Source organism: Streptomyces sp. NPDC088810 (assembly GCF_044750305.1).
GTDB lineage: Bacteria > Actinomycetota > Actinomycetes > Streptomycetales > Streptomycetaceae > Streptomyces.
Genome location: NZ_JBIVJQ010000005.1, coordinates 163,841 through 190,556 on the forward strand (window position 1 = coordinate 163,841; position 26,716 = coordinate 190,556).

Annotated in this window: 25 protein-coding genes; 13 read left to right on the top strand and 12 right to left on the bottom strand. The window is 72.0% G+C overall.

The window, feature by feature from the left end; genetic code table 11:
* Positions 1-79: 79 nt before the first annotated feature.
* From ACIP4Y_RS18505 to rsmI, 4 genes are all read right to left on the bottom strand, one after another.
* Positions 80-1,444: a ubiquitin-like domain-containing protein gene (locus tag ACIP4Y_RS18505; RefSeq protein ID WP_401394300.1), complete on the bottom strand. Its 1,365-nt coding sequence runs from the start codon at positions 1,442-1,444 to the stop codon at positions 80-82.
* Positions 1,445-1,558: 114 nt separating this feature from the next.
* A complete protein-coding gene (locus ACIP4Y_RS18510) occupies positions 1,559-2,458 on the bottom strand; it encodes a TatD family hydrolase (RefSeq protein ID WP_401394303.1) in 900 nt (299 codons plus the stop codon).
* A gap of 47 nt (positions 2,459-2,505) precedes the next feature.
* The gene (locus ACIP4Y_RS18515) at positions 2,506-2,910 is read right to left on the bottom strand and encodes a hypothetical protein (RefSeq protein WP_401394305.1); all 405 of its coding nucleotides are present in this window, start codon (positions 2,908-2,910) and stop codon (positions 2,506-2,508) included.
* A 237-nt stretch (positions 2,911-3,147) separates the two neighbouring features.
* Complete coding sequence (rsmI, locus tag ACIP4Y_RS18520) at positions 3,148-3,999, bottom strand: 16S rRNA (cytidine(1402)-2'-O)-methyltransferase (protein ID WP_358641754.1); 852 nt, start codon at positions 3,997-3,999, stop codon at positions 3,148-3,150.
* 127 nt (positions 4,000-4,126) lie between these two features.
* Here rsmI and ACIP4Y_RS18525 point away from each other — a divergent pair, with 127 nt between their 5' ends.
* The gene (locus ACIP4Y_RS18525; protein ID WP_401394310.1) at positions 4,127-5,884 is read left to right on the top strand and encodes a dolichyl-phosphate-mannose--protein mannosyltransferase; all 1,758 of its coding nucleotides are present in this window, start codon (positions 4,127-4,129) and stop codon (positions 5,882-5,884) included.
* Between the two features lie 6 nt (positions 5,885-5,890).
* On the opposite strand, the gene ACIP4Y_RS18530 is transcribed toward ACIP4Y_RS18525, so the two are convergent.
* Entirely contained in the window at positions 5,891-6,166 is a 276-nt protein-coding gene (locus ACIP4Y_RS18530; RefSeq protein WP_401394313.1) for a carboxypeptidase regulatory-like domain-containing protein, read from the bottom strand.
* Between the two features lies 1 nt (position 6,167).
* Positions 6,168-7,100: an endopeptidase gene (locus ACIP4Y_RS18535; RefSeq protein ID WP_401394316.1), complete on the bottom strand. Its 933-nt coding sequence runs from the start codon at positions 7,098-7,100 to the stop codon at positions 6,168-6,170.
* 334 nt (positions 7,101-7,434) lie between these two features.
* Here ACIP4Y_RS18535 and ACIP4Y_RS18540 point away from each other — a divergent pair, with 334 nt between their 5' ends.
* Both ACIP4Y_RS18540 and ACIP4Y_RS18545 read left to right on the top strand, forming a co-directional pair.
* Positions 7,435-9,069: a penicillin-binding transpeptidase domain-containing protein gene (locus ACIP4Y_RS18540; RefSeq protein WP_401394319.1), complete on the top strand. Its 1,635-nt coding sequence runs from the start codon at positions 7,435-7,437 to the stop codon at positions 9,067-9,069.
* A gap of 98 nt (positions 9,070-9,167) precedes the next feature.
* On the top strand, positions 9,168-10,832 hold the full coding sequence (locus tag ACIP4Y_RS18545) for a penicillin-binding transpeptidase domain-containing protein (protein ID WP_401394322.1): 1,665 nt from the start codon (positions 9,168-9,170) through the stop codon (positions 10,830-10,832).
* On the opposite strand, the gene ACIP4Y_RS18550 is transcribed toward ACIP4Y_RS18545, so the two are convergent.
* Complete coding sequence (locus tag ACIP4Y_RS18550) at positions 10,833-11,171, bottom strand: SsgA family sporulation/cell division regulator (RefSeq protein ID WP_358641744.1); 339 nt, start codon at positions 11,169-11,171, stop codon at positions 10,833-10,835.
* Between the two features lie 149 nt (positions 11,172-11,320).
* Between ACIP4Y_RS18550 and ACIP4Y_RS18555 the strand changes: the two genes are divergently transcribed.
* From ACIP4Y_RS18555 to ACIP4Y_RS18580, 6 genes are all read left to right on the top strand, one after another.
* Complete coding sequence (locus ACIP4Y_RS18555; protein ID WP_401394325.1) at positions 11,321-12,364, top strand: energy-coupling factor ABC transporter permease; 1,044 nt, start codon at positions 11,321-11,323, stop codon at positions 12,362-12,364.
* A gap of 1 nt (position 12,365) precedes the next feature.
* Complete coding sequence (cbiQ, locus tag ACIP4Y_RS18560) at positions 12,366-13,127, top strand: cobalt ECF transporter T component CbiQ (RefSeq protein WP_401394328.1); 762 nt, start codon at positions 12,366-12,368, stop codon at positions 13,125-13,127.
* Positions 13,115-13,873: an ABC transporter ATP-binding protein gene (locus tag ACIP4Y_RS18565; RefSeq protein ID WP_358641741.1), complete on the top strand. Its 759-nt coding sequence runs from the start codon at positions 13,115-13,117 to the stop codon at positions 13,871-13,873. Before cbiQ ends, ACIP4Y_RS18565 begins: the two co-directional genes overlap by 13 nt.
* Positions 13,870-14,334 carry a MarR family transcriptional regulator gene (locus ACIP4Y_RS18570; protein ID WP_358641739.1) on the top strand — a complete coding sequence of 155 codons (465 nt, stop codon included), beginning with the start codon at positions 13,870-13,872 and terminating at the stop codon, positions 14,332-14,334. Before ACIP4Y_RS18565 ends, ACIP4Y_RS18570 begins: the two co-directional genes overlap by 4 nt.
* A gap of 106 nt (positions 14,335-14,440) precedes the next feature.
* The gene (locus ACIP4Y_RS18575) at positions 14,441-14,887 is read left to right on the top strand and encodes an organic hydroperoxide resistance protein (RefSeq protein ID WP_401394333.1); all 447 of its coding nucleotides are present in this window, start codon (positions 14,441-14,443) and stop codon (positions 14,885-14,887) included.
* A gap of 73 nt (positions 14,888-14,960) precedes the next feature.
* Positions 14,961-16,121, top strand: coding sequence for a serine hydrolase domain-containing protein (locus ACIP4Y_RS18580; protein ID WP_401394336.1), 1,161 nt, complete (start codon positions 14,961-14,963; stop codon positions 16,119-16,121).
* A gap of 34 nt (positions 16,122-16,155) precedes the next feature.
* Here ACIP4Y_RS18580 and ACIP4Y_RS18585 read toward each other — a convergent pair whose 3' ends face one another.
* The 3 genes from ACIP4Y_RS18585 to ACIP4Y_RS18595 all read right to left on the bottom strand — a co-directional run bounded on the left by ACIP4Y_RS18585 (position 16,156) and on the right by ACIP4Y_RS18595 (position 17,860).
* A complete protein-coding gene (locus ACIP4Y_RS18585; RefSeq protein WP_358641733.1) occupies positions 16,156-16,431 on the bottom strand; it encodes a DUF1876 domain-containing protein in 276 nt (91 codons plus the stop codon).
* Between the two features lie 71 nt (positions 16,432-16,502).
* Positions 16,503-17,348 carry an EamA family transporter gene (locus tag ACIP4Y_RS18590; protein WP_401394339.1) on the bottom strand — a complete coding sequence of 282 codons (846 nt, stop codon included), beginning with the start codon at positions 17,346-17,348 and terminating at the stop codon, positions 16,503-16,505.
* On the bottom strand, positions 17,345-17,860 hold the full coding sequence (locus ACIP4Y_RS18595; protein WP_401394342.1) for a YbaK/EbsC family protein: 516 nt from the start codon (positions 17,858-17,860) through the stop codon (positions 17,345-17,347). Before ACIP4Y_RS18595 ends, ACIP4Y_RS18590 begins: the two co-directional genes overlap by 4 nt.
* Before the next feature lie 141 nt (positions 17,861-18,001).
* Between ACIP4Y_RS18595 and ACIP4Y_RS18600 the strand changes: the two genes are divergently transcribed.
* Genes ACIP4Y_RS18600 through ACIP4Y_RS18610 form a run of 3 tightly spaced genes read left to right on the top strand, consistent with a single transcriptional unit; the run spans position 18,002 to position 20,194 of the window.
* Positions 18,002-18,550, top strand: coding sequence for a hypothetical protein (locus ACIP4Y_RS18600; protein ID WP_401394345.1), 549 nt, complete (start codon positions 18,002-18,004; stop codon positions 18,548-18,550).
* A complete protein-coding gene (locus ACIP4Y_RS18605) occupies positions 18,550-19,689 on the top strand; it encodes a hypothetical protein (RefSeq protein WP_401394348.1) in 1,140 nt (379 codons plus the stop codon). Before ACIP4Y_RS18600 ends, ACIP4Y_RS18605 begins: the two co-directional genes overlap by 1 nt.
* A 4-nt stretch (positions 19,690-19,693) precedes the next feature.
* The gene (locus ACIP4Y_RS18610; RefSeq protein WP_401394351.1) at positions 19,694-20,194 is read left to right on the top strand and encodes a hypothetical protein; all 501 of its coding nucleotides are present in this window, start codon (positions 19,694-19,696) and stop codon (positions 20,192-20,194) included.
* Between the two features lie 82 nt (positions 20,195-20,276).
* Here the strand turns inward: ACIP4Y_RS18610 and ACIP4Y_RS18615 are convergent, their stop codons facing one another.
* Both ACIP4Y_RS18615 and ACIP4Y_RS18620 read right to left on the bottom strand, forming a co-directional pair.
* Positions 20,277-22,481, bottom strand: coding sequence for an MMPL family transporter (locus tag ACIP4Y_RS18615; protein WP_401394354.1), 2,205 nt, complete (start codon positions 22,479-22,481; stop codon positions 20,277-20,279).
* A 107-nt stretch (positions 22,482-22,588) separates the two neighbouring features.
* Positions 22,589-23,191: a TetR/AcrR family transcriptional regulator gene (locus ACIP4Y_RS18620; RefSeq protein WP_358641719.1), complete on the bottom strand. Its 603-nt coding sequence runs from the start codon at positions 23,189-23,191 to the stop codon at positions 22,589-22,591.
* Between the two features lie 177 nt (positions 23,192-23,368).
* On the opposite strand from ACIP4Y_RS18620, the gene ACIP4Y_RS18625 reads away from it, so the two are divergent.
* A complete protein-coding gene (locus ACIP4Y_RS18625) occupies positions 23,369-26,653 on the top strand; it encodes a S41 family peptidase (protein WP_401394359.1) in 3,285 nt (1,094 codons plus the stop codon).
* The last annotated feature ends 63 nt before the right edge of the window (positions 26,654-26,716 follow it).

The following is a 26,716-nucleotide window of genomic DNA, read 5'->3' on the forward strand; positions in this document are numbered from 1 at the left end:
GCCAGGTGGCCGTCGGCCAGGGCGCGGGGAACCGCGCGACCGGCCCCACGGGCCCGCAGCCGCGCGCCACCGCCGGAGGTCACTTGTGCAGGAGCTTCCCGCAATGCGGCCACGGGCTCGCCCCCCGGCGGATGTACAGCTTCTTCGCGCGGTAGGTCTGTTCCTCCGCGGAGGCGTCCTGGGGGCGGCCCTTGCCGCCGAGGGCGTGCCAGGTGCGGTTGTCGAACTGGTAGAGGCCGCCGTACGTGCCGGAGGGGTCGACCGCGTGCGGACGGCCGCCGGACTCGCAGGCGGCGAGCGCCCGCCAGTTCAGGTCCTCGGTGCCGTCCAGGACGGTGGGCCGCGGTTTGGTGCCGACCCTCACCACCTGCGTGCGGGGTGTGCGCACCACCTCGGTCCGCTCCCGGCGCGGCTTCTGCCGGACGCCGTTGACGGTGCGCAGGAGATAGGTGGTGCGCCGGAGCCCGGGCTGCCCGGGCTGGGCGACGACCTCGGTGCCCTTGAACAGCGAGGGGTCCTCGGTCCGCTGGACCTGGAAGGGAATCTGCTCCTCGCGGACCTCCCGGGAGCCGGTCACCCGCAGGACGGTCACCGTCTGCCCGTCGCGCGGGAAGCTGTCGAGCGGGACGGAGGTGGTGTCCTGGCCGCGCAGGGTGATCCCGGCCTCCTCGACCGCCTCGCGGACGGTGGCCGCGTTGGTGCGGACGGTGCGGGTCCGGCCGTCGGCGAGGACCGTGACCGCGCGCTCGGTGCGCACGTCGAGCGCGAGCCCGGCGCGTCCGATGGGCTGGGAGCGCGATGTCGAGAGGTACGCGCCCTCGGCCCGCACCCCGAGCTGGTCCAGCGCACCCTCCACCGTGTGCGCCGTCGTCCACACCTCGCGCCGCCGGCCGTCCAGGGTGAGCCGGACGGGACGGCCGTACCGCACCGCGACCTCGTCGCCGCTGGCGAGCGCCGCACCGGGGGCGGGCGCGATCATGTCGTGCGCCCCGACCCGTACGTCCTCCTCGGCGAGCAGCTCGCTCACGTCGTCGGCGAAGGTGTGCAGGGTGCGCTGCCTGCCGTCGACGCTCAGCTCGACGGCCTTGTCCTTGGCGACGAAGGCGGTGGTGCCGCCGGCCAGGAAGGCCACGACGAGTGCCTGCGGCAGCAGACGGCGCATGGTCGACTCCGGCCGCTCGGCGGAGCGCGCCCGGCGCCGGCGCGCGGCCCGTCCGCCGCCCGCCGCGGGCGGGCCCGGCTCGGCGATCACCGTCCCGGGCGCACCGGTCGTCTGCCGGGGCAGCGGCGGGACCGGCGGGACCGGCTCCGTGACGAAGTAGGCCTCCGCCTCGTAGGCGGGCCGGTAGGTGTCCTTGGACAGGCCGTACGGCAGGGTCTCCGCGGTGTGGACGGAGGCCTCAGGGCCGTAGGGGTCGTACGTCTCGTACTGCGACGTGCTCACGCCGACACGCTCCAGGGGGCCAGAGGGGTCCGGATCGGGCCCCCAGAACCTAGCGGAGCGCCGGTCACTCTCCAAAGCGACTCGACTACTTACTGTTGCGCCTCGAACGAGCACTCAGTAATCGAAGGCGCGGGCGGTGTTCGCGGCCAGGGCCGTCGCCAGCGTGTCCTCGTCGGCCCCGCGCACGGCCGCCATCGCGCGGACCGTGACCGGGACGAGGTACGGGGCGTTGGGCCGTCCGCGGTACGGCGCGGGGGTCAGGAAGGGCGCGTCGGTCTCCACCAGGACCAGTTCCGGCGGGGCGACGGCGAGGGCGTCCCGCAGGTGCTGGGCGTTCTTGAAGGTGACGTTCCCGGCGAAGGACATGAAGTAGCCCTCGCGGGCGCAGATCCCGGCCATCTCGGCGTCGCCGGAGTAGCAGTGGAAGACGGTGCGTTCGGGCGCGCCCTCCTCCTTCAGGATCCGCAGCACGTCGGCGTGGGCGTCGCGGTCGTGGATGACGAGCGCCTTGCCGTGCCGCTTGGCGATCTCGATGTGGGCGCGAAAGGAGCGCTCCTGGGCGGCCTTGCCCTCGGGACCGGTGCGGAAGTAGTCCAGGCCGGTCTCGCCGACGCCCTTGACCTGCGGCAGCGCGGCGAGCCGGTCGATCTCGGCGAGGGCCTCGTCCAGGGCCGCGTCGCCGCCCGCCGGGCGGGCGCCCTGCCGGGACCAGCCGTCGGGGTCGCCGTGCACGATGCGCGGGGCCTCGTTGGGGTGGAGGGCGACGGCGGCGTGCACGTTCGCGTGGGCGGCGGCGGTTTCGGCGGCCCACTGCGAGCCCTTGATGTCGCAGCCGACCTGGACGACGGTCGTGACCCCCACCGAGGCGGCCTTCGCCAGGCCCTCCTCGACCGTGCCGGACTGCATGTCGAGGTGGGTGTGCGAGTCGGCGACGGGCACCTGCAGCGGTGCCGGGAGCGGCGGGGCCGCCCTCTTGTCGTCGTCTGCGGAGCTGTGGCCGGCGTTCGAAGGCATGCCCCGATCCTACGAAAGGGGCATGCCCCGGGCGGCCGCTGATCCGCTCAGCTCGCCCTGCGCTGGAACGGGTGCAGCAGGTCGGACAGGTGCCAGTGGTGCGGCTCCTTGGCGGGCCCCGGCACCTGCGGTGCCTGCACCGGGCCCGCCGCCGGCACCCGGTGCTGCTGCCGCCCGGCCGCGCCGCGCACGGAGGAGACCTGGCCCGCGCGCATGATCCGCACGACGTGACCGTCACAGTTGTGGCAGCACGGCCGGCTGAGCGGCGACGGCACGACCTGGCCGTCGGCCACGTACAGCACGAACTCCCGGCCCTCGGCGTCCGTGTGGTGCTCTATCTCGTACGCCTGCTCCCAGCCGTGCCCGCAGCGCATGCAGGCGAACGAATAGGACTCGTGAACGACGGCCGTGGCCGTACCGCGGAGACCGGTCTGTCCAGCTGTGTCACTCATGCCAGCTCCCTGATGCACGGGTGCGTCCCTGATGGACGGGTGCGTCCCTTCGACCAGTGGACGCCTCGGCCGGGGCGAGCGCATCAGGCCTGTCGAGTGTTGGAGGCGATTTGGACATCGCTTGCCAAAGGGACGCGAACGAGACGCCTGAGCTTTGCCATCGACGCCAGCCCTTTGCCCGCCCATGGGGCGCGCGCTCACCCGAGAAGATCCCTGCTCAGGGGCCTGATGCGCCCCCTAGCTCGGATCTGCCTTCTTGGCGGCGACCACGGCGTCGAACACGACCCTTTTCGGCAATCCGGCCTCCGTCGCCACCGCCGCGATGGCCTCCTTGCGGCGCTCGCCCGCCTCCTCGCGCACCCGTACCCGGCGCACCAGTTCCGCGGCGTCCAGCTCCTCGGGCCCGGGCTCGGGCGCGCCCTCGACCACGACGGTGATCTCCCCGCGCACGCCCTCGGCGGCCCACCGCGCCAGCTCGGCGAGCGGACCGCGCCGCACCTCCTCGTACGTCTTGGTCAGCTCGCGGCAGACGGCGGCCCGCCGGTCCGCGCCGAAGACCTCGGCCATCGCGGCGAGGGTGTCGTCGAGCCGGTGCGGTGCCTCGAAGTAGACGAGGGTGCGCCGCTCGGCCGCGACCTCGCGCAGCCGGGACAGCCGTTCGCCGGCCTTGCGGGGCAGGAAGCCCTCGAAGCAGAACCGGTCGACGGGCAGCCCGGACAGGGCGAGCGCGGTGAGCACGGCGGACGGCCCGGGGACGGCGGTGACCCGGATGTCCTGTTCGACGGCCGCCGCGACCAGCCGGTAGCCCGGGTCGGAGACCGACGGCATCCCGGCGTCGGTCACCAGCAGCACGCGCGCGCCGCCGAGCAGTTCCTGGACCAGTTCCGGCGTCCGGGCGGACTCGTTGCCCTCGAAGTACGACAGCACGCGGCCCTTCGGGGTGACGCCGAGCGCCTGGGTGAGCCGGCGCAGCCGCCGGGTGTCCTCGGCGGCGACGACGTCGGCGCCGGCCAGCTCCTCGGCGAGCCGGGGCGGCGCGTCCGCGATGTCGCCGATGGGGGTACCTGCCAGGACAAGGGTTCCAGTCACGCCCCCATCCTCCCAGGAGTTCCGGGGCCGGTTCCGGGGGCCCGCGTCCTGGGGGGAAACGGACCGTGTCCCGACCGGTACCGCACATGCACGGGACTCGCACAGGCCGGGTCTTTACGATGGCGCGGTGACCAGTACCGCGTCCTCCATGGACCTCCGGCAGGGGCAGGCACCCCACGACCAGCGGCCGTCGTGGCAGCAGCGGCTGCGCCGATTCGGGTACGCGCCCGCCGCGGACGCGCCCTCGGGCGACGTACGCGACCGGCTGGTGCCGCCGTACGCGGAGCCGAGCCCCCGGCTGTGGCGGGTGTTCGGTGTGTCGCCGGTCCTCGCCGAGCGGCTCACCCGCTGGTCGGGCTGGGGCGGGCCGCTGCTGGTGACGCTGATGGCGGGCGTCATGCGGTTCTGGAACCTGGGCAGCCCGCGCGCGGTGATATTCGACGAGACGTACTACGCCAAGGACGCGTGGGCGCTCGTCCACCGCGGTTTCGAGGTCAGCTGGGACCAGTACGGCAAGAACGCCAACGACCTGGTGCTCCAGCAGGGCGGCCACCTGGGGGTCCCGACGGACCCGGCGTACGTGGTGCACCCGCCGGTCGGCAAGTACGTCATCGGGCTCGGGGAGCTGGTCTTCGGGTTCGACCCGTTCGGCTGGCGGTTCATGACGGCCCTGCTCGGCACGCTGAGCGTGCTGCTGCTGTGCCGGATCGGCCGCCGGATCTTCCGCTCGACGTTCCTGGGCTGCCTGGCGGGCGCGCTGATGGCGGTGGACGGCCTGCACTTCGTGATGAGCCGGACCTCGCTGCTCGACGGCGTGCTGATGTTCTTCGTGGTGGCCGCGTTCGGTTGTCTGGTCGTGGACCGGGACCGGGCGCGGGAGAGACTGGCCGCCGCGCTGCCGGTCGCGGCGGACGGGCGGGTACGGCCGGACGCGCAGGTCGCGGACGGCTTCCGGTTCGGGTGGCGTCCGTGGCGCTGGACGGCCGGGGTGATGCTGGGCCTGGCCGTGGGCACGAAGTGGAACGGCCTGTACGTCCTGGCCGCGTTCTGTGTGATGACGGTCCTGTGGGACGTCGGCACGCGCAAGGTGGCCGGCGCCCGTCACCCGTACGCCGCAGCCCTCAAGTACGACACCGGGCTCGCCTTCGTGGCGACGGTTCCGGTGGCGCTGGTGGTCTACGTGGCCTCCTGGACCGGCTGGATCCTCTCCCCGGCCAACGGCAGGGGCGGCTACTACCGCAACTGGGCGGCCGCCGACGGCAAGGGCGGCACCTGGGCGTTCCTGCCGGACTGGCTGCGCAGCCTGTGGCACTACGAGCACGAGGTGTACAAGTTCCACGTCCACCTCGACCAGCCGCACACGTACCAGTCCAACCCGTGGAGCTGGATCGTGCTGGGCCGCCCGGTGTCGTACTTCTACGAGTCCCCCTCCCCCGGCGCCGACGGCTGCCCGGCGGACGCGGGCGAGAAGTGCGCCCGGGAGGTGCTGGCGATCGGCACCCCGCTGCTGTGGTGGGCGGCCTGTTTCGCGATCCTGTACGTGCTGTGGCGCTGGGCGTTCCGCCGGGACTGGCGGGCCGGCGCCATCGCCTGCGGCATCGCGGCGGGCTATCTGCCGTGGTTCCTGTACCAGGAGCGGACGATCTTCCTCTTCTACGCGGTCGTCTTCCTGCCGTTCCTGTGCCTGGCGGTGGCGATGATGATCGGCGCGATCGTGGGCCCACCGGGTTCCACCGACACCCGCCGCGTGATCGGCGCATCGGCAGCGGGCGTCCTGGTCCTGTTGATCAGCTGGAACTTCATCTACTTCTGGCCGCTGTACACGGGCCAGGCGATCCCGATCGACTCGTGGCGCTCGCGGATGTGGCTGGACACCTGGGTGTAGCGCGTGTCACACCCGCAGGCGCACGCGCGCCGGGCTGTCGCCGCCCGCGGTGACCGTGGCCTCGGCGGTCCGGTCGTCCGGTGTGCGGCACTGGACGGCGTAGACGCCTTCCCCCCGCACGGAGAGGGTGAAGCTGCCGTCGGCCCGGGAGAGCGCGGCGATGTCGGGGCGGGGCTCCGGGCCGGCGGTGAGGTACACACTGGCCTCCGGGACGGGCCTGCCCGTCGTCGTGTCCTCCACGACCCCGGTGATCAGGTGGACGGAGTGACCGCTGGGCGGCACCTCAGGCCTTCCAGGCGACCAGGTTGTCATAGACAGGCTGGGTGATCCTCGTCCCGGAGTTGACGGTCGCCCCACCGTAGGCGTGCACGGCGATGCCGTAGCGGTTGCCGTTGACGATGCTGAACACGGCGCTGCCGCTCTGCCCGCCTGCGGTGTCGATGTCGTAGTACACCTTCAACGGGTTGACCGAACTGATGCCTCGCGCGTCGTACCACTGGGTGCCCGGTGGCTTGTCGCCCGGGTAGCCGGAGATGTTGCCGGTGGTCTTGAGCAGATCGGCGTCCGGCCACGCTCCGAACCCGAACCAGCCGGTGGTGGAGCCCAGTTCGGTGGGGATGATGATCGCGCCGTAGTCGTAGTTCTCGTCGCCGCCCGACTCGGTCCAGCCCTTCACCGAGCGGAAGTTGGTGCTGGTGACGGCGCCGAAGGGCAGGGTCGTGCCGTTGCGGCCGGGCATGACCTGGATGCTCTGGACCCAGCCGTGGTCGGGGTGACCGGGGTGGTTGATGAACACCACGTGGCCGGCGGTCGCGAGCGTGTGCGGCCCGATGAACCAGGCGGTTGCGATGTACGGGTCGCCGTTCGCCGCGGTGATGCGCAGCGACGCGTTCGCCCGCCAGGGGTAGTCGGCCGTGTTCATGATCTGGACTCTGTCGTCCGGTCCGTGAACGGTCTCGGCCACCGGCGGGGGCGGCCCGAACGATGCCACGCCGATGTCGGGCAGTTCCGCGGTCGGCGGGGTCCACAGCTCGGTCGGCATCCGGTCGTACTCCGGACGCACATACCCCTCGACCTGTTCCAGTCCGTTGGCGCCTGCCGGCGCCGCGGTGCCCGCCACGCCCTCCGACGGGGGCTGGAAGATCGCCTGCTCCGCGGCCAGGGCGAGCTGTTCCGCGGGCTGGTTGGAGACAGAGGTGTGCTGATCGCGTGTCATGGCTCAAGGCCTTCCTGCAGAGGCCGGCACCGCGATCAACCGGCGATCGCCAGCCGAAACGTCCAAGGATGGACTGTTGAAGAGGAAATAGAACGGAGTGGGACAGCTTGATAAAACCGCCACTTGACGTCCCCTTAGCCACGATACGTCCGTCCGGGTGATGCCGCACCAGCGGTGCAGCCACTTGCTCCTCGACCACCCAGGCTCGGAACATCTCCTTTCGGACAACAATCGGCAACTCCGTTCACAAGCAAGCGACGCAACCGCTTACAGTGCCTCAGGACACCTGTTTTGAACGCGTTCAACAGGTCGGAGACGGAGGGGGATCCGCGCCATGCGCAAGGGGGTCAAGGCGGGCGTCATAGGCGGAGTGTGCGTCACGCTGCTGGGCGGGGCCGGTTACGGCTTCTACACCATCGCGTCCGCGCTGAACGGCGACGGCGGCACGGGAGGAGCGGCGCCCGTGCGGACCGGCCCGCCCAGCAGTTCCGAGGTGAAAGAGGCGACCGGCGCCTTCTTCGCCGCCTGGCAGAAGGGCGACGCGGCGGCCGCGGCCTCGTACACCAACTTCCCCGAGTCGGCCCAGCAGTTGCTGAGGGCCTACTCCGGTGACGCGCACATCGGGAAGGTGCGGATCACGCCGGGCCGGGCCACCGGCGACACGGTGCCGTTCACGGTCCGGGCGACGGTGTCGTACGACGGCGTGTCCCGCCCGCTGTCGTACCGCAGCACGCTGACCGTCGTCCGCGGCGAGACCTCGCACCGCGCGCTGGTCGACTGGCAACCCTCCGTCGTCCACCCGCGCCTGCGCAAGGGGGACACGCTCAGCACCGGCAAGTCGGCCGCCCCGGAGATCCAGGCCGTCGACCGCGACGGCAAGGTGCTCACCCGGGTGAAGTACCCCTCCCTCGGCCCGATCCTGGACGAGCTGCGCAAGCGGTACGGCGACAAGACCGGCGGCCGGCCCGGCGTGGAACTCGTGATCCGCCATCAGGCGGCCGCCGACGGCAGCCAGGCCGCGGACACCCCGCTGCTGACCCTCGCCAAGGGCAAGCCCGGCAAGCTCCCCACGACGCTCGGCACGAGTGCCCAGGCGGCGGCCGAGAAGGCCGTGGAGAAGTACCCCGATTCCTCCGTCGTGGCGGTCAAGCCGAGCACCGGCGAGATCCTGGCCGTCGCCAACAACCGCAACGACGGCTTCGACGCGGCCCTCCTCGGCGAACGCGCCCCCGGCTCCACCATGAAGATCATCAGTGCGGCGACCCTCATCGACAACGGCCTGACCACGGCCGGCGGACCGGCGCCCTGCCCGCCGTCGGCCGTCTGGCAGAGCCAGACCTTCCAGAACCTCAAGGGCCTGGCGCCGGACGAGCACGCCACCCTCGCCGACAGCTTCGCCCGCTCCTGCAACACGGCGTTCGTGAAGTTCGCGGACGAGGTGAAGGTCGACTCCCTCACGCGGGAGGCCGAGGAGCGGTTCGGGCTCGGACGCAACAACTGGCAGGTCGGCGTGCCGACGTTCGACGGCCGGGTGCCCGCCTCCGGCGGCCCGGACACCGCGGCCAACCTGATCGGCCAGGGCCAGGTGCAGATGAGCCCGCTGAACATGGCGTCCGTCACCGCGACCGCGAAGACCGGCACCTTCCGCCAGCCCCTGATCGTGCCGCTGAAGCTGGACGGCCGGGAACCGGCACGCGCGCGCGGGCTGTCGTCCGGCACGGTCCAGCAGCTGCGCGCCCTGATGAACCGCACCGCGCGCAGCGGCACCGCGGCGGGCGTGATGTCCGGGATGAGCGGCGACGTCGGCGCGAAGACCGGGTCGGCCGAGGTCGACGGTGAGGCCAGGTCGGACAGCTGGTTCACCGGTTACCGGGGCGATGTGGCGGCGGCGGCGATGGTCCAGGACGGCGGTCACGGCGTCGACGCGGCCGGGCCGATTGTCGCAAGCGTGCTACGGAACGCCGGCTGAGATCACCCGTGAAGGCGGGGACTTTAAGGTGAATGCCGTCGTTGGGGAGTGTGAGGGCGTACGGGGACCCTGGGGAAAGGTGCGGAGGAACTGAGGCTGTGGGCAGAAGAAGGCGCGTCGCCGAGCGGCGCAAGACCCGGCCCGCCGTACTCGGCGGAATGATCGCCGTGGTGGTCGGCGGTGCCGGGCTCGGCGTCTACGCCCTGTACGGCGGGGCCGCGGCCGACGAGCGGACCGGTGCCACGGCCGACCACAAGGCCGTCCCGTCCGGCCCGCTCACCGCGGCCGAGATCCGCACGGCCTCCGCCCGTTTCCTCACCGCCTGGCAGCAGGGCAGGGTCACCCGGGCGGCGGCCGCCACCGACGACCCGGCCGCCGCCGGCAAGCTGCTCACCGGCTACTCCAAGGACGCCCACCTGAAGGACGTCACGCTCACCCCGGGGGCGGCGAAGGGCACCGAGGTGCCGTTCACGGTGAAGGCGACGGTGGCCTACCGCAAGCTCAGCAAGCCGCTGTCCTACGGCAGTTCGCTCACCGTGGTGCGCCGCGCGAGCGACGGCAGACCGCTGGTCGACTGGCACTCCGCCGTGGTCCACCCCGACCTCAGGGACGGCGACACGCTCGTGACCGGCGAGTCCGGCACCCCGCCGGTCAAGGCGCTGGACCGCGACGGCGGCGAGATCACGGCCGCCAAGTACCCGTCGCTGGGCACGGTGCTGGACGGGCTGCGGGAGAAGTACGGCAAGAAGGCGGGGGGCACGGCGGGCATCGAGCTGCGCGTGGTGCGCGGCAAGGCGGCCAAGGCCGCCAAGCTGTCCGACAAGACGCTGGCGGAGCTGAGCGAGGGCACCCCGGGCACCGTGAAGACGACGCTCAGCCCCGCCCTCCAGGCCGCCGCCGAGCAGCAGGTCGCGGGGCGCGCGCGGGCCTCGGTGGTCGCCCTGCGGCCCTCGACCGGGGAGATCCTCGCGGTCGCCAACAGCGGGCACGGCTTCAACACCGCCTTTCAGGGATCCCTCGCGCCCGGCTCCACCATGAAGATCATCACGTCCTCGCTGCTGATCGACAAGGGGCTGGCCTCGGCGGACAGAAAGCACCCCTGCCCGAAGACGGTCACCTACGGCGGCTGGAAGTTCCACAACGACGACGACTTCGAGATCAAGGGCGGCACCTTCAAGGCGAGCTTCGCCCGGTCCTGCAACACGGCGTTCATCAGCCAGGCGAAGAAGCTGGAGAACGACGACCTGACCAAGCAGGCCCAGCAGGTCTTCGGGCTGTCGATGAACAACTGGGCGATCGGGGTGCCCACCTTCGACGGCTCGGTGCCGGTGCAGTCGGCGGCGCAGATGGCGGCCTCGCTGATCGGGCAGGGCGGGGTGCGCATGAACCCGCTGAACATGGCCTCGGTGGCGGCGACCGTGAAGTCGGGCACCTTCCACCAGCCGTACCTGGTGTCGCCGTCCGTGGACCACCGCACGCTGGCCACGGCCTCCCGCGGCCTGTCGGCCAAGACGCTGTCCCAGCTGCGCGAGCTGATGCGGTACACGGCCGCGTACGGCACCGCCGCCGAGGCGATGTCGGGGCTCGGCCCGGACTACGGCGCGAAGACCGGCTCGGCGGAGGTCGACGGGCAGAAGAAGCCGAACGGCTGGTTCACCGCCTACCGGGGTGACCTGGCCGCCGCCGGCGTGGTCCAGGCGGGCGGGCACGGCGGCGACACGGCCGGACCGATCGTGGCGAAGCTGCTCAAGCTCGGGGGCTGATCAGCTCCGTACGGGTTCGGCGGTGTACGTCCGGCGGAGGAAGCGGAGCAGCGTCTTCGACTCGAACTGCACCACTTCGACGCCGTGGTCGGTGTGGAACTCGACCACGGCCTGGACCCGGCCGCAGGGCCACACCCGGACGTCGCCGCTCTCGGCCGGCGACCGCAGTCCCCGTTCGAGGAGCGCGCGGGAGAAGGTCCACTCGTGCGGTCCGGGCAGGCCCACACGGACCGACCGGGGATCGGCGTCGGGGTCGTACCGGAGCACGACGGGCACGGCCCCCGGGTCGTCCTCGTCCGTGACGATGTGAGCGCGCGCGTACTGCTCGACTACAGACATCGGACCGCCCTCTCACGCACTGTGACCTATGCGAAAGCTGTGCATCCGCTTTCCATCAAGAGTCGCACACTTTCCGGTTCGCGCCCCGGTGAGAGACGAGACGTCGTCTCTCTTGCAAAGGGTTCGCAACAAGGGCCTAAAATCATCTGGTGCATGTACCTGACGGATTCATCGACGCCCCTACCTCCGCCGTCACCGCAGTGGTCGCCGCCGGCGCCCTCGCGGTGAGCCTGCGCGGCGCCCGCCGCGAACTCGACGAGCGCACGGCCCCGCTGGCCGGTCTGGTGGCGGCGTTCATCTTCGCCGTACAGATGCTCAACTTCCCGGTCGCGGCCGGGACCAGCGGCCACCTCCTCGGCGGGGCCCTCGCCGCGATACTCGTCGGCCCCTACACAGCCGTCCTGTGCGTGTCGGTCGTGCTGCTCATGCAGGGCGTTCTGTTCGCCGACGGCGGGCTGACCGCGCTCGGCGTGAACATCACCGACATGGCGATCGTCACGACGGTCGTCTCCTACGCCGTCTTCCGCGGCCTGCTCGCCGTGCTGCCCCGCAAGCGGCGCACGGTGACCGTCGCCTCCTTCGTCGCCGCGCTGGTGTCCGTGCCGGCCGCCGCGGTCGCGTTCACCCTGATCTACGCGGTCGGCGGCACCACCGACGTCTCCATCGGCAAGGTCGCCACCGCGATGATCGGCGTGCACCTGCTGATCGGCATCGGAGAGGCGGTCATCACCGCGCTCACGGTCGGCGCCGTCATCGCCGTACGCCCGGACCTGGTGCACGGCGCGCGCGGGCTGCAGCAGCGGCTCCGGCTGCGGGTGAACGGCGAACTGGTGGACGCGCCCGCGCCCACGGCGCCCGTGGCGGCGCGCACCTCGCGGCGCACGCTGTGGGTCACCGGCCTCGTCACCTCCCTGGTCCTCGCCGGCTTCGTCAGCTTCTACGCCTCGGCCAACCCCGACGGCCTGGAGAAGGTCGCCCACGACAAGGGCATCGACAAGAAGGCGGAGAAGCACGCCACGGCCGACTCGCCGCTGGCCGACTACGGCGTGAGGGACATCGCCGACGCCCGGCTGTCCGGCGGCCTCGCCGGTGTGATCGGCGTCGGTGTCACGATCGTCGCGGGCAGCGCGGTGTTCTGGGCCCTGCGCCGGCGGCGCAGCGACGACGTCTCCCCCGTGAGCACCGGGATCTGAGGTGGGAGCGGGACACGCGCACCGGCTCTACCGGCACGGGCACTCGCCCGTGCACGGCCTGCCGCCGCACACCAAGCTCGCCGCGGTCTTCCTGTTCGTGGTGGTCGTGGTGTCGACCCCGCGCGAGGCGATGTGGGCGTTCGCGGTGTACGCCGTGCTGCTCGCGTCCGTCGCGTACCACGCGCGCGTGCCCGCCGGTTTCCTGCTCAGGCGGCTGCTGATCGAGGTGCCGTTCGTGACGTTCGCGGTGCTCATGCCGTTCGTGGCGGAGGGCGAGCGGGTGCACGTCCTGGGGCTCTCGCTGAGCGTGAACGGCCTGTGGGGCGCCTGGAACGTGCTCGCCAAGGGCACCCTCGGCGTCGCCGCCTCCGTGCTGCTGGCCGCCACCACCGAGCTGCGCGAACTGCTGCTCGGGCTCCAGCGGCTCAAGCTGCCGCCGCTGCTCGTGCAGATCGCGTCCTTCATGATCCGCTACGGCGACGTCATCACCGACGAGATGCGCCGGATGCGGATCGCCCGGGAGTCGCGCGGCTTCGAGGCGAAGGGCGTGCGGCACTGGGGCGTGCTCGCCAAGTCCGCCGGTGCGCTGTTCATCCGCTCCTACGAGCGCGGGGAGCGCGTGCACCTGGCCATGGTGAGCCGGGGGTACGCCGGCGCGATGCCGGTCATCGACGAGGTGACCGCGTCGCGCGCGCAGTGGTCCTACGCCCTCACCCTCCCCTGCGCCGCCCTCGTCGTCTGTCTGCTGGGATGGATGCTGTGACAGCTTCTCTGGAGGTCTCCGGCCTCGCCTTCGCCTACCCCGACGGCCACCAGGCCCTGTTCGGCGTGGACTTCTCCCTCGCGCGCGGCGAACGGGTCGCCCTGCTCGGCCCCAACGGCGCCGGCAAGACGACCCTGGTGCTGCACCTCAACGGCATCCTGGGCGGCGGCACCGGCACGGTGACCGTGGCCGGGCTGCCGGTCGGCAAGCAGCACATGGCCGCGATCCGGCAGAAGGTCGGCATCGTCTTCCAGGACCCGGACGACCAGCTGTTCATGCCGACCGTGCGCGAGGACGTGGCGTTCGGGCCGGCCGCCGCCGGGATCCGGGGGGCCGCGCTGGAGGAGCGGGTGCGCACCGCGCTGGAGCGGGTCGGGATGCAGGACTTCGCCGACCGGCCGCCGCACCACCTGTCCTTCGGGCAGCGCCGCCGGGTCGCGGTGGCCACCGTGCTCGCCATGGAGCCGGAGATCCTGGTCCTGGACGAGCCGTCCTCCAACCTGGACCCGGCCTCCCGCCGGGAGCTCGCCGACATCCTGCGCTCCCTGGACGTCACGGTCCTCATGGTCACGCACGACCTGCCGTACGCCCTGGAGCTGTGCCCGCGCTCGCTGATCCTGAGCGACGGGGTGATCGCGGCGGACGGCCCGACGGCCGCGCTGCTGTCCGACGAGGAGCTGATGCGGGCGCACCGGCTGGAGCTGCCGTTCGGCTTCGACCCGAAGTCCGTGACAATGGGCGCGTGACGAACGAGGACGCCGCCGCCGAGGGCTCGCTGCTGCTGGACGACCAGCTGTGCTTCGCGCTGTACGCGGCGCAGCGCGCCGTGACCGCCGCGTACCGCCCGCTGCTGGACGACCTCGGGCTCACCTACCCGCAGTACCTGGTGCTGCTGGTGCTGTGGGAGCGCGGGGAGACCACCGTGAAGGAGCTGGGGCGGGCCCTGCGGCTGGACTACGGCACGGTCTCGCCGTTGCTGAAGCGGCTGGAGGCGGCGGGGCTGGTGCGCAGGGAGCGCGCGCCGGGTGACGAGCGCTCGGTGCTCGTGGCGTGCACCGGGCGCGGCGAGGAACTGAGGGAGCGCGCGGCGCGCGTGCCCGGCGCCCTGCTCACGACGACGGGGCTCGGCGCGCAGGAGATCACCCGGCTCCGCGAGGAGCTGTGGAAGCTGACCGAGCGCGCCGACGAGGCGGCCGACCGGTACTGAGCCCCGGTTACCCCTGGTTGCCACCCCCTGCGTCCCACACCGACCTACCGGCAAGTACCTTGTGCACGATGTATTTGTGCGCCACTTGTTCCGGGGGAGGCCGGCCATGACCGAGGCAACCGCTGTCGACACGCGTCCGACGAAGATCATGTACGTCGCCGAGGCCACCGCCCACGGCGGCCGGGACGGCTATGTCACCAGCCAGGACGGCCGGATCGAGCTGCAAGTCGCGATGCCCCCGGAGCTGGGCGGACACGGCAACGGCACCAACCCGGAGCAGCTCTTCGCGGCCGGCTACAGCTCCTGCTTCCACAACGCGCTGATCCTGGTCGGCAACCGCGAGGGCTACGATCTGACCGGCTCCACCGTGGCCGCGAAGGTCGGCATCGGCCCGAACAAGCACCGCGGCTACGGCCTCGCGGTCGCCCTGAGCGTCTCCCTGCCGGTCCTGGACCCCGAGGTGGGGGCCCGGCTGGTGGACGCGGCGCACGAGGTGTGCCCGTACTCGAACGCGACCCGCGGCAACATCGACGTAACGATTCTGTTGGGCTGATCCCACCGAGGAATCGCAGGCGCGCGACCCGCGTTGCACCCACTGTCACAGGCAATCGGAAGGGACGGCGGGCGTGGACGTGAACGGCACTGTGGCCGAGGGCTTCGAGCCGGTCAGGGAGGCGTTCGCCGCGAACTTCGCGCTGCTCGGCGAGCGCGGCGCGGCCGTCGCCGTCTACCGCGACGGACACCGGGTCGTGGACCTGTGGGCCGGCACCGCGGACGTGGACGGTACGGCCCCCTGGCAGCGCGGCACCGCGCAGATCGTGCGCTCCGCCACCAAGGGCGTCGCCGCCGCCGGGCTGCTGCTCCTGCACCAGCGCGGCGAGCTGGACCTGGACGCCCCGGTCGGCACGTACTGGCCGGAGTACAAGGCGGCCGGCAAGGAGCACACGCGCGTACGGCACCTGCTCGCGCACCGCGCGGGCGTCCCCGTGCTGGACCGCCCGCTGACCCCCTCCGAGGCCGCCGACCCCGACCTGGGTGCCGCGGCCGTCGCCGGGCAGGCCCCGGTGTGGGAGCCGGGCACGGACCACGGCTACCACGCCCAGACCTACAGCTGGCTCACCGGCGAACTGCTGCGCCGGCTCACCGGCCGCCCGGTCGGCGAGTGGATCGCGGACGAGATCGCCGGGCCGGCCGGCGCGGACCTGTGGCTCGGCCTGCCGCAGGCGCAACACGCCCGCGTGGGCCGCGTCGGCCCGGTGGACGCCCCGGAGAGCGCGGGCGGCCTGAAGACCCGCCCGAAGCGCGCGGTCGCCGAGGCCTACGCCGACCCGGAGTCCCTGACCCGGCGCGCCTTCGCCGCCATCACCCCGCTCCCCGACGAGAACGACCCCGCCTACCGCGCCGCCGCCCTGCCCGCCTCCAACGGCATCGCCACGGCCGACGGACTGGCCCGCTTCTACGCCTCGCTCATCGGCGACGTGGACGGCGGCACCCGGCTGTTCACCCCGGAAACCGTGGAGCTGGCCCGCGCCGAACAGTCCGCCGGGCCGGACCGGGTACTGGTGGTGGGCACCCGGTTCGGCCTCGGGTACATGCTGCACGGCGCCGCGTCCCCGCTGCTCTCCCCCGGCTCCTTCGGCCACCCCGGGCGCGGCGGCGCCCTCGCCTTCGCCGACCCGGAGTCGGGCATCGCCTTCGGCTACGTCACCAACGGCTTCCGGCAGAGCGTCACGGCGGACCCGAGGGCCCAGGCGCTGGTGCGGGCGGTCCGCACGGCGCTCGCCTGATCCGCGGGCGCCCTGGGCGCACGCCGGGTCCGGGTCAGACGTGGATCGGGTGCGAGGTCCGCCCGGACGCCGCGTCGATCTCCTCGTGGGCCTTGGTCAGCAGCTGCATGGCCAGTTCGTTCAGGGCGCGGGCGCCCGCGATCTCCTCGCCGACCCGGGGCTGGTTCGCGTCGATGCGGTGCCGGCTGGCGCGGCCGTGGGCCCGCACCTCGGAGCCGTCGGGCAAGCGCACCAGCGCCACCGCGCGCGTGTGCTGATCGTCCTCCATGAACTCCAGCTCGACATGCCATCCGACAGTGGTGTGCATCATGACGGCCACCTCCCAGATCTCGCTGTTTCCAGGGTGCGCCCGCCGCCCCGGCCCGTCATGTCGGCGCCGCGCTAACCGGCGCGCAGCATCAGCCCGATGCCCAGGACCACCAGGGCGGCTGCCGCGATCCGCGGTGCGCCGAAGCGTTCCTTGAAGAACAGGGCACCGATGGCCGCGCCGACGATGACGGACGACTCGCGCAGGGCGGCGATGGGTGCGAGCGCGGCACGGGTCTGGGCCCACAGCACCAGGGCGTAGGCGGTGACGGACAGGGCGGCGCCGAGGAGGCCGAGGGCGGCGTACGGCCGCAGCAGCCGTACCGTGCCGGCACGCGCGCGTGCGTACAGGAACGCGGGCAGCACCGAGCCCTGGAGCACCATGAGCCAGGCGATGTACCCGACGGACGTGCCCGAGGCCCGTACGCCCAGGCCGTCGATGACGGTGTACACGGCGATGGTCACACCGGTCGCCAGGGCCGCGCCGATCGCCGCCCAGTCCGGCCGCTTCCCGCGCAGCCCCCAGAGGCTGACGCCGGTCAGGCCCAGGCAGGACACGGCGATGCCGGCGCTCGCCCAGGCGCCGGGCACCTCGTGCGCGAAGACGGCGGCGAGCAGCGTGACGACGAGCGGGGCGCTGCCGCGCGCGATGGGGTACGCCTGCCCGAAGTCGCCCAGCCGGAACGAGGTCATCAGCAGGGCGTAGTAGGCGATGTGCACGGCCGCCGAGGCGCACAGGTACGGCCAGGCGGGCCCGGCCGGGAGCGCCGTGAACGGTGTGATCGCGAGCCCGATCAGCAGCCCGCCGCCGGAGATCAGCGCGAAGCCGACGAGTTTGTCGGTGATGCGGTGCGCGATGGCGTTCCAGCTGGCGTGGGTGACGGCGGCGAGCAGCACCGCCGCCGCGACCAGGGGCGTCACGCGGGCTGCTCGCGCACGTCCACCAGCGTCGCGCCCGCGTGGGCGACGAGTTCCTCCGGCCCGATCGGGAAGACGGTGCTGGGCGTGCCGGCCGCCGCCCACACCACGTCGTGCGCGAGCAGCGAGCGGTCGGCGAGGACACGGGTGCGCGTGCGGTGCCCCAAGGGCGGTACGCCGCCGATGGCGTACCCGGTGGCCTCGCGGACCACGCCGGCGTCGGCCCGGGTGACCTTCCGGGCGCCCAGTTCCTGCCGTACCCGCTCGACGTCCACCCGGGAGGCGCCGTCCATGAGGACCAGCACCGGGACCCCGTCGGCGGCGAAGACCAGCGACTTGCAGATCTGGCTCAGTTCGCACCCGATCGCGGCGGCGGCCTCGGCCGCGGTCCGGGTCGCCTCCGGGAACCTCCGGGTGCGGGCGAGGACGTCCTCCAGCCCGAGCGCCCGCAGCGCTTCGGCGAACCGGGGATGGGCCCCGAACTCTTCGGCGTCGGTGGCGGCTGTCGTCGTCATGGTCGGCACGGTACGGCATGGCCCGAGCCGCGCTCACGGGGATTTCGTCCGTCGCTTCGCGGCTGCGCCGGATCCGGATGTGATCTTCCGCCACCGGCATGATTACCTGACTGCGCAAGAGCACACTTCGGGGGATCACTCGTGAGCGAACGCAAAGACACACAAGGGGACGACAAGCTTCCGGAGCCCGGGCAGTCGAAACTGCCGCTGTCCCCGGACGAGATCGAGCGGCACGGCATCCTGCCGGGCTTCGAAGGGCACTACACGGCCCCGCCCGCCGCCAGTACGGCCGACCCGCTGGACCGGCCGCAGCTCCGTCCCGACCCGCCCGGACTCCTCCGGCCACCGGCGCCCCCCGGCGGTTCGAAGGCCGACCTGAAGATCGCGCCGGGCATCCTCAAGAAGGCCGCCGGCCAGGTGGACGACATCTACGACGCCTTCTACAAGCCGGCCGCCTCGCTGGAGGAGCCGGCGCTGGCGGCCGTGCGGGCGCTGGAGGGATTCGAGTCGGCCCGCGCCGTACGGCTCGCCCACCGCCAGTGGGAACGGCAGGCGGGCACGGTCACGGCGTGGCTGGCCCACATCTCCGAGAGCCTGCGGTCGAGCGACGGCACCTACACCAAGACCGACGTCGCCGTGGGGCAGACGGCCGGCCAGGTGCGGGTCCGGTCGGCGCTGGAGGGCTACTGATGGCCGACACCTTCTACCGGACGCTGCTGGCCGCCGACCTGTCGGCCCTGGACGACCTGGCGGACCGCTGGGAGGGCATCCACCGCGACATCAAGGGTCTCGGCAAGCGCATGCACGACGAGGTCCTCGGCCCACTGCGCGACAAGGGCTACTGGGAAGGGGCCGCCGCCCCGTACGCCTGGAAGATGATCGACGACATCCAGCGCCAGCTGGAGAACGCCTCGAAGGTGGCGGACTCGGCGCGGCGCGTCGTCGAGGACGCGGTGGGCGATCTGAAGTCGGCCCAGAAGGATCTCAAGGACGCCGTCCGCCGGGCCACGGAGAAGGGCCTGTACATCAACGCGAACGGCACCCTGGCCAAGGACATCGTCGATGGCGTCTGCAAGGCCGAGCTCACGGACGACGAGCGCAAGACCATCGCGGCGGCGGACCACGAGATCGCGCAGATCCTCAAGCGCGGCGTCACCGCCGACCGCAACCTCGCCTTCAGCCTGATGTCGGACATCGGTCTGGGCCAGTGGTTCAACGGCGATCCGCGGTTCACGGACATCGACTCCACCAAGAAGATCGGCGAGGACGAGTACAACGCGCTCGACCTCGCCCTGCAGGACAAGGACCCCCACCCGGGGCTCAGTTCGGACGACCCTTACTCGCTCGGCTGGGACTGGGTGACCGGCGACGGCGCCCGGCACCGGGACTACTACAGCGGCGACGAGATGACCGAGCTGATCCGGTCGAGCGAGAGCATGAGGCAGCTACGGCTGGACACGCTGTCCCAGTTCCGCGGCGACGGGCAGCCCGAGGGCAACGTGTCGTACTCGATCTCGGAGAGCGGCAAGCTGGGCGCGCTGAAGAAGCTCGTCACCACGGACCTGCCCGCGATCGTCACCGGGGACGAGGACCATCTCGGTGAGGCATTCACCGGTTCGTACAACCTGCACTACAAGGTCAAGGGCCAGGACTCCGACGGGTCGCTGGTGGTCGAGTACACCCTCCACAACAACACCAGCAACGAGTCGTTCCTGCACTACGTCGGCTATTACGACTGGCTGGAGAAGTTCAACCGTGACGAGGGCGTCTTCTCTTCCGTGGACCAGAAGATCGTCTGGACCGAACGCATTCCGGCGAAGGGAAAGTAGACCCGTGTCCCGAGTTCTGCCGGCGGGCAAGCGTCCGCGCCTGGTGACGGCCGCCGCTGTGCTGGGACTGCTGTCCCCCCTGGCCGCCTGCTCGTCCGCGTCCACCGCCGTCGAGGCCTGCATGGGCAAGCAGGCCACCTCCGCGACCCCGGGGGAACTGGAAGGCACCTACGTGGGGGAAGCCGACGCCAAGGGCGTGACGATCACCCTGAAGGCGTCGGACAAGGGCACCGGCGGGACGGTCACCGTGCGCCACTGGCCGACCGGCAGCTGGTACAAGAGCGAACTCGGCGACACCTTCGACGGGTCCGGCACCTGGGACGTGGTGGGAGGAACCGGCTCCGACGCGTACGGACAGGTCCACCTGTCCTTCACCGAACCGGAGCGGTTCCTGCAGGACGACACCCTCGACAGCCTGTCGATCGCCGAGGACGGCGAGCGGGTGTACCTCTACGAGGACGACGACCCGGACGTGTGCCCGAAGTTCCGCCTGCGGCCCACCTGACGGCGCGCGCAGAAAGCCGGTGAGGGTGCAGCCCCGTCCCCACGGGCACCCTCACCGGCCGCTCTCTGCCGGACGCGCTACGTCAGGCGCGTACCAGTTCCTTCTCCTCGTCGGGGTCGGCGGCGGCACGCAGGCCCTCGCCCTCGACGTCGACGTTGGGCAGCGCGCGGTCCAGCCACTTCGGCAGCCACCAGGCCCGCTTGCCGAGCAGCGCGAGGACCGCCGGGACGATGGCCATGCGGACGAGGAACGCGTCGAAGAAGACGGCGATCGCGAGGCCGAAGCCGATCATCTTGACCATCGCCTCGCTGGAGCCCATGAAGCCGGAGAAGACGGCGATCATGATGACGGCGGCGGCGGTGACGACCCGGGCGCCGTACTTGAAGCCGGTCACCACCGCCTGGCTCGGCTTCTCGCCGTGGACGTAGGCCTCCCGCATTCGGGTCACGAGGAACACCTCGTAGTCCATCGCGAGGCCGAAGACGACACCCACCATGAAGATCGGCATCATCGACATGACCGGGCCGGTCTGCTCGACGTTCATCAGGCCGGACAGCCAGCCCCACTGGAAGACCGCGACGACGGCGCCGAGCGCGGCCATCACCGACAGCAGGAAGCCGAGGGCCGCCTTCAGCGGGACCAGCACCGAGCGGAAGACCACGATCAGCAGCAGGAAGGCCAGGCCGACCACGAGGGCGAGGTACGGCAGGAGCGCGTCGTTCAGCTTCTGCGAGACGTCGATGTTCATCGCCGTGGAGCCGGTGACCAGGACCGTGGAGTCGGTGTCCCGGGCGATGTCCGCGCCCTTGTCGCGGATGGCGTGCACCAGGTCCTCGGTGGTCGCCGAGGACGGCTTGGACCCCGGCACGACGGTGATCGTCGCGGTGTCGCCGGCCTTGTTGGGCGCGGCCGGGGTGACGGTGACGACGTTCTTCAGGCCCTTGATCTCGTCGCCGACCTTGGTGAACGCGGCCTTGGGGTCGGCGCTGCCCTTGGCGTCGACGACGACCATCAGGGGGCCGTTGAAGCCGGGTCCGAAGCCCTCGGACAGGAGGTCGTAGGCGCGGCGCTGGGTGGTGGAGACGGGCTGGGAGCCGTCGTCGGGCAGGCCCAGCTCCAGGGAGGCGGCCGGGATCGCCGCCGCGCCGAGGCCGACCACGCCGAGCAGGAGGACGGCGACCGGGCGGCGGACGACGAAGCTGGCCCAGCGGGTGCCCATGTTGGGGCGGCCGGGGTTCTTCGGGGTACGGCCGCCGCCGAGCAGCTTGCTCTTCTCGCCGGCCGGCTTGACCTTGCGGCCGGCGTAGCCGAGCAGCGCCGGGATCAGGGTCAGGGCGATGAGGACGGCGATGGCGACCGTGCCCGCGGCCGCGATGCCCATCTTCGTCAGCATCGGGATGTTGACGACGGACAGGCCGACCAGGGCGATGACGACGGTCAGGCCGGCGAAGACCACCGCCGAGCCCGCCGTGCCGACCGCGCGGCCGGCGGCGTCCTCGCGCCCGCGGCCCTCGGCGAGTTCCGCGCGGTAGCGGGAGACGATGAACAGGGCGTAGTCGATGCCGACGGCGAGGCCGATCATCGAGGCGAGGGTGGAGGTGGTGGAGCCCAGGTCCAGCGCGTTGGCCAGCGCGGTGATCGTGGAGACGCCGATGCCGACCCCGATGATGGCGGTGAGCAGCGGGAATCCGGCCGCGAGCAGTGAGCCGAAGGTGATGACCAGGACGACCGCGGCGACCGCGATGCCGATGATCTCGCTGGAGCCGGTCTCGGGTGTCGCGTTCAGCGCGTCACCGCCGACCTCGACGGTCAGCCCGGCGTCCCGCGCGTGCTGCGCGGCCTCCTTCAGGGCGTCCCGGGAGGAGTCCTCCAGCTCCATGCCGGAGACCTCGTACTTCACCGAGGCGTAGGCGATGGCGCCGTTCTTGCTGACGGCGTGCCCGGTGTAGGGGTCGGCGACCGAGGCGACCTCGGAGCCGCTTCCCAGTTCCTTGACGGTCTTCTCGACGGTCGCCTTGTTGACGGCGTCCGTCATCTTCTCGCCCTTCGGGGCCTTGAAGACGACCCGGGCGGTGGCGCCGTCGGCGCTCATCCCGGGGAAGCGCTGTTCCAGCAGGTCGAAGGCCTTCTGGGCCTCGGTGCCGGGGATGGAGAAGGACGTGTTGCCGGCGGCCGGCGCGGAGGCGGCGCCCACCCCGGCGAGGGTGAGCAGCGCGACCCATATGAGGGCGACGAAGTGCCGTCGCCGGAAGGCGAGGCGGCCGAGTTTGTAGAGGAACGTGGCCACGGAGGCGTACTCCCGGTCAGGTCGTTGGGTTCAGCTGGGCAGGGATGATCAGCCCGACGACGTGAGCGGTGACGTCAGGTGGTGGGCTTGCTGGGGAAGAGCGTGGATCAGGAGGTGGGGACGCCGAGGGCGGGGAGGACCACGGCGTCGATGTACGAAAGGAGGAAGTCCTGCGTCGGCGGCTGCTCGTCGATCATGGTGCGGGCGGCGAACGCGCCGATCATCATGTGCATCACGAACCCGATCGCCGGGTTGTCCGCACGGACCTCGCCCCGGTCGACCGCGCGTTGCAGCACGCGGCGGAACTCCGCCATCTCCGGCTCGACGAGGTGCTCCCGGAACGCCTTGAGCAGGTCCGGGTTGCCGTGCACCGCCATGGCCAGGCCCCGCATCAGCGCGGAGCTCTGCTCCATCTCGCAGTCGTCCGCACGCAGCGTGAGCGCGTGCAGATCTCCCTTGAGCGAGCCGGTGTCGACGTCGGCGACCCGGCCCGGCTTGGTGTGCCGCACGGCCTTGGCGACCAGTTCGGCCTTGCCGCCCCACTGGCGGTAGAGCGTGGCCTTGCTGGACCGGGTGCGGGCGGCCACGGCGTCCATGGTCAGGGCGTCGTAGCCGACCTCACGGAGCAGGTCGAGCACGGCTTCGTACAGCTCGGCCTCGCGCTCGGGCGTGATCCGGCTGCGCCGTGCCGTGGCAGTGGCTTCGGTCATGCCAGTCACCTTCCCGCTCCGGCTCGTCGTCTTCGTACATCACAGAAGATACCCCGAGGCCATGCGAAACGAAACCGTTTCGTACGTGTGGTGGGTCACGAAGGTGAAGGCCCCGTAAGAAGACGCCGGAAGACGCCACGAGTTGCTGCGGCCCTTTGACCGGAAAAGCATGGGGAGGTGAGCTATCTGCGCCTTCCCCACCTCAGCGGTGACCTCCTGTGCTTCGTCGCCGAGGACGACCTCTGGCTGGCTCCCCTCGACGCCCCCGGCCGTGCCTGGCGGCTCACCGCCGACCGCACCAAGGCCGGCCACCCCCGCTTCGCCCCCGACGGCCGCCGCATCGCCTACACGAGCTGGCGCAGCCTCGTCCCCGAGATCCACCTCGCCGACGTCGACGGCGGCCCGGCGCGGCAGCTGACGTACTGGGGCAGCGCCGACACCCAGGTCTGCGGCTGGACCCCGGAGAGCGACATCCTGGCCGTCGCCTCGCACGGCCAGCCCTTCTCCCACTTCACCTGGGCCTACAAGGTCCCCGCCGACGGCGACCCGGGCGGACGGCTGCCCTGGGGCCCGGTCACCGACATCCAGGTCGCCGAGATCGACGGCGAGCGCAAGACCCTCCTGCTCACCGGCACCCCGCCGCACGAACCGGCCTCGTGGAAGCGGTACCGCGGCGGCGCCATGGGCCGCCTGTGGCTGCACGGGCAGCGCCTCCTGCCCGACCTCGACGGCCACCTGGCCTGCCCCCTGTTCGTCGCCGGCCGGATCGCCTTCCTCTCCGACCACGAGGGCGTCGGCAACCTCTACTCCTGCGCCTACGACGGCACCGACCTGCGCCGCCACACCGACCACGACGCCTTCTACGCCCGGCACGCCTCCAGCGACGGCGACCGGGTGGTCTACCAGTGCGCGGGCGACCTGTGGCTGGTGGACGACTTCTCCCCGGCCGGCGCCCCGCGCAAGCTCGACATCCGGCTCGCCGGCCCGCGCACCGGCCGCCGCCCCTACCAGGTGCCGGCCGCGCAGAACATCGACGGCATCTCCGTGGACGAGACCGGCCGGGCCAGCGCGGTCGTCGTCCGCGGCAGCCTGTACTGGCTCACCCACCGCGACGGCCCGGCCCGTACGATCACCGAGACGCCCGGCGTCCGGGTGCGGCTGCCGGAGATGCTGGGCTCCACCGGACAGGTCGCCTACGTCACGGACGCCGAGGGCGAGGACGCCGTCGAGATCGCCCACCTCCCCCGCGCCACCGGCGCCCGCGCCCCCAGCCGCCCGGCCTCCGGCGACCTGGGCAGGGTCCTGGAGCTGGCCTCCGACCCGCAGGGCGAACGTCTCGCCGTCGCCTCCCACGACGGCCGGCTGCTGCTGATCGACGTCACGGAGGAGAGTGAGGAAGGTGAGGAGGCAGAGGAGACGGAGCCCGGTGCCGCCGGCCGGCGCGGGGAGGTCACCGAGCTGATCCGGTCCGTCAACGGCCCGGTCCGCGACCTCGCCTTCTCCCCCGACGGCTCCTGGCTCGCCTGGTCCCACCCCGGCATCGGCCGCACCCTGCGCCAGATCAAGCTGGCCCGCATCAAGGACCGGCTGATCGTGGACGTGACGAACGGCCGCTTCGAGGACGAGAACCCGGTCTTCACCCGCGACGGCCGCTACCTCGCCTTCCTCTCCTGGCGCGGCTTCGACCCGGTCTACGACGTGCACACGGGCGACCTGTCCTTCCCGCTCGGCTGCCGCCCCTACCTGGTCCCGCTCTCCTCGGCCACCCCCTCCCCCTTCGCCCTCAACCCCGAGGGCCGCCCGGCCGCCGGCGGGCTCGACCCGCTGGAGGACGAGGAGACCGGCGAGGCCGGCGCGGTGACGGTCGAGGTGGAGGGCCTGGCGAACCGGGTGACGCCGTTCCCGGTCATCGCCTCCAAGTACTCGGCGCTGTACCCGGTCGCGGGCGGCGGCCTGGTCTGGCTGCGCTGGCCGATCTCCGGCGCGCTCGGCGAGACCTTCGCCAATCCGGCCGACATCAGCGGCCGCCCGACCCTGGAGTACTTCAACCTCACCAAGGCGAAGAAGGCCGAACTGGTCGACCACCTGGACTGGTTCTCGGTGAGCGGCGACGGCACCCGGCTGGTCGTCGTGGACGAGGGCGACCTGCGGGCGGTGCCGTCGACCGAGGTCGGCGACGCCGACTCGACCGTCTGGATCGACGTACGCCGCATCCTGCACGAGACCGACCCGCCCGCCGAGTGGCGCCAGGCGTACGCCGAGGCGGGGCGGTTGATCCGCGCCTACTTCTGGGACCCCGGCATGTGCGGCATCGACTGGGACGCGGTGCTCGACCAGTACCGGCCCCTGGTCGAACGGGTCGCGTCCCCCGACGAGTTCGCCGACCTGCTCCGCGAGGTCCTCGGCGAGCTGGGCACCTCCCACGCCTATGTCACCGCCGCCCGCCGCAACGAGGGCCCACCTCATTACCAACGCTGGCAGGGCCTCCTCGGCGCCAACTTCGTGCGCCGCGACGGCCGCTGGGTGGTCAAACGGATCCTGCCCGGCGACTCCTCCGACTCCAAGGCCCGCTCACCGCTGGCCGGCACGGGCATCCGCGAGGGCGCCGTCCTCACCCACGTCGACGGCCGCCCGGTCGACCCGGTCACCGGCCCGTACCCGCTGCTCGCCGGCTCGGGCGGTACGACCGTGGAGCTGACCTTCCTGCCCGGTGAGGGCGAGACCGGGCACGCCCGCCGGGTCGCCGTCGTCCCGCTCATCGACGAACGGCCGCTGCGCTACCAGGACTGGGTGGCCAAGCGCCGGGAGGTCGTCCGTGAGCTGAGCGGCGGCAAGTGCGGCTACCTGCACATCCCCGACATGGGCGGCTCCGGCTGGGCCCAGTTCAACCGCGACCTGCGCATGGAGGTGTCCCGGCCCGCGCTGATCGTGGACGTGCGCGGCAACGCGGGCGGGCACATCAGCGAACTCGTCATCGAGAAGCTGACCCGGACGATCCTGGGCTGGGACCTGACCCGGGACGCGCAACCGGTGTCGTACACCTCCAACGCCCCGCGCGGCCCGGTGGTGGCCCTGGCCGACGAGGCGACCTCGTCCGACGGCGACATGATCACGGCGGCCTTCAAGCTGCTGAAGCTCGGCCCGGTCGTCGGCCAGCGCACCTGGGGCGGAGTCGTCGGCATGACCGGCCGGCACCGCCTCGGCGACGGCACGGTCATCACCGTCCCGATGAACGCGGCCTGGTTCGACGCCTACGGCTGGTCCGTGGAGAACCACGGCGTCACCCCCGACCTGGAGATCGTACGCACCCCCCTCGACTGGGCAGAGGGACGTCACGCCCAGCTGGCCGACGCGGTGGAACTCGCCCTGGAACTCCTGGACTCCAACCCGGCGGCGATCCCCCCGGACCTCAGCGACACCCCCGACAGATCCCGCCCGAAGCTGCCCCCCAGGGCAACCTGAAAGCAGGCGCCAGTACATGAAGGGGCGCGGGAAAAACGCAGGGCACCCCCAAAGACAGGGGGC